At 73.8% G+C, this 1,927-nt stretch carries 1 protein-coding gene; it reads left to right on the top strand.

The annotated features are described in order from the left end of the window. Window positions 1–1,927: glycosyltransferase (locus tag VB737_RS16530; protein WP_500314565.1), on the top strand; the 1,927-nt coding region annotated here is incomplete at both ends.

Raw genomic sequence — 1,927 nt, 5'->3', positions numbered from 1 at the left:
CGCCCACGGCACCCCCCTGCCCCCCGATCTGCCCCTGCTGCAGCGCCTGCTCGAACACCCCCTGCCGCGCGGGGGCAGCGGCCAGGAACCCGGCCCCGACGGCGGCGCCGTGCCGCGCCAGCCCCTGCATCTGCCGATCGCCGCCGATCCGATGGTGTCGATCGTGATCCCGGTGCACAACCAGTACGGCGTCACCCGCCGCTGCCTGGCGGCGATCGCCTACGCCCCCACCCGCATCCCCTTCGAGGTGCTGGTGGTCGACGACGGCTCGACGGACGGCACCGCCGACGCCCTGGCCGCCGAGGCCCCCGGGGTGCGCGTCATCCACCACGACTTCGCCCGCGGCTTCAACCAGGCCTGCTGCAGCGGCGCCGCCGCCGCCCGCGCCCCCTTCCTGGTGCTGCTCAACAACGACACCGAACCCTGCGCCGCCTGGCTGGAGGAGCTGCTCGATCCCTTCGAGCGCTGGGACGACACCGGCCTGGTCGGTGCCCAGCTGCTCTACCCCGACGGCACCCTCCAGGAGGCCGGCGGCATCGTCTGGGGTAACGGCGAACCCTGGAACTACGGCCGGGGCGGCAACCCCCACGACCCCCGCGTCGCCTACGCCCGCCAGGTGGATTACGTCAGCGCCGCCGCCCTCGCCATCCGCCGCGAGCTCTGGAACGCGCTCGGGGGCTTCAGTCCCGAGTTCTCCCCCGCCTACTACGAGGACACCGACCTGGCCTTCAAGGTGCGCCAGGCCGGCCACAGCGTGCGCTACACCCCCCTGGCGCGGGTGATCCACCACGAAGGCCTCAGCTGCGGCACCGACACGGGCGCCGACACCGGCCTCAAGCGCTTCCAGGCCGTCAACGGCCCCGTCTTCCAGCAGAAATGGGGCGAGGCTTTCCAGGGCAGCCTTGAGCCCAGCCACGCCGGCGCCGAAACCATCAAGGACCGCGGCATCCTCGGCCGCGCCCTGTTCCTCGACCAGGAAACCCCCCGGCCCGATCGCGATGCCGGCAGCCACGCCGCCCTGGTGGAGATCGAGCTGCTCCAGGCCCTGGGCTGGAAGGTGACCCTGCTGCCCCTCAACCTCGCCTGGCTGGCCAACTACAGCCAGGAGCTCCAGCGCCGCGGCGTCGAGGTGCTCCATGCCCCCTTCGTGCTCTCCCCCGAGCAGGTCCTGGCCGAACGGGGCGCCAGCTTCGATCTGATCTACCTCACCCGCTACACGGTGGCCGCCGCGGCCCTGCCCCTGATCCAGCGCCACGCCCCCCAGGCCCGCCTGCTGTTCTGCAACGCCGACCTGCACCACCTGCGCCAGCTGCGCGCCGCCCGCGCCGAGGGCCTCGACGGCGAGGCGGCCCGCCGTGCCCTCGACGCGGTGGAGGAGGTGAAGCGCCAGGAGCTGGCGGTGATGCGCCAGGTGGATCTCACCTTCAGCTATTCCGACGTGGAGCGGGCGGTGATCGAGGCCGAGACCCTCGGCGAGGCCGCCACCGCCCCCTGCCCCTGGGTGGTGCACGGCCCGGAGACCCCCGCCCCCCTCGAGGGCCGCAGCGGCCTCGCCTTCCTGGGCAGCTACGGCCACCCCCCCAACCGCGACGCCGTCGAGGCCTTCCTGCAGCAGGTGTGGCCCGCCCTGCTCCAGCAGCGGCCCGAACTGCGCCTCCATCTGTATGGCAGCGGCCTCGATGCCACCCTCGCCGCCCGTTGGGGCGCCGAACCCGGCGTCATCGTCGAGGGCTGGGTGGCCGATCCCGCCACCGTGTACAGCCGCCACCGGCTGTTCGTGGCGCCGCTGCGCTCCGGCGCCGGCCTCAAGGGCAAGGTGGTGGCCGCCGCCGCCCACGGCATCCCCCAGGTGCTCAGCCCCCTGGCCGCCGAGGCCACCGGCCTGCGCCACGGCCAGGAGGTGCTGATCGCCCGCAGCCCCGACGAC

The sequence above is a fragment of the Synechococcus sp. BA-120 BA3 genome, from assembly GCF_034931285.1.
Lineage (GTDB): Bacteria > Cyanobacteriota > Cyanobacteriia > PCC-6307 > Cyanobiaceae > Cyanobium.
The sequence above is the reverse complement of the archived record's forward strand: the minus strand, read 5'-3'. Positions and strand labels throughout refer to the sequence as shown.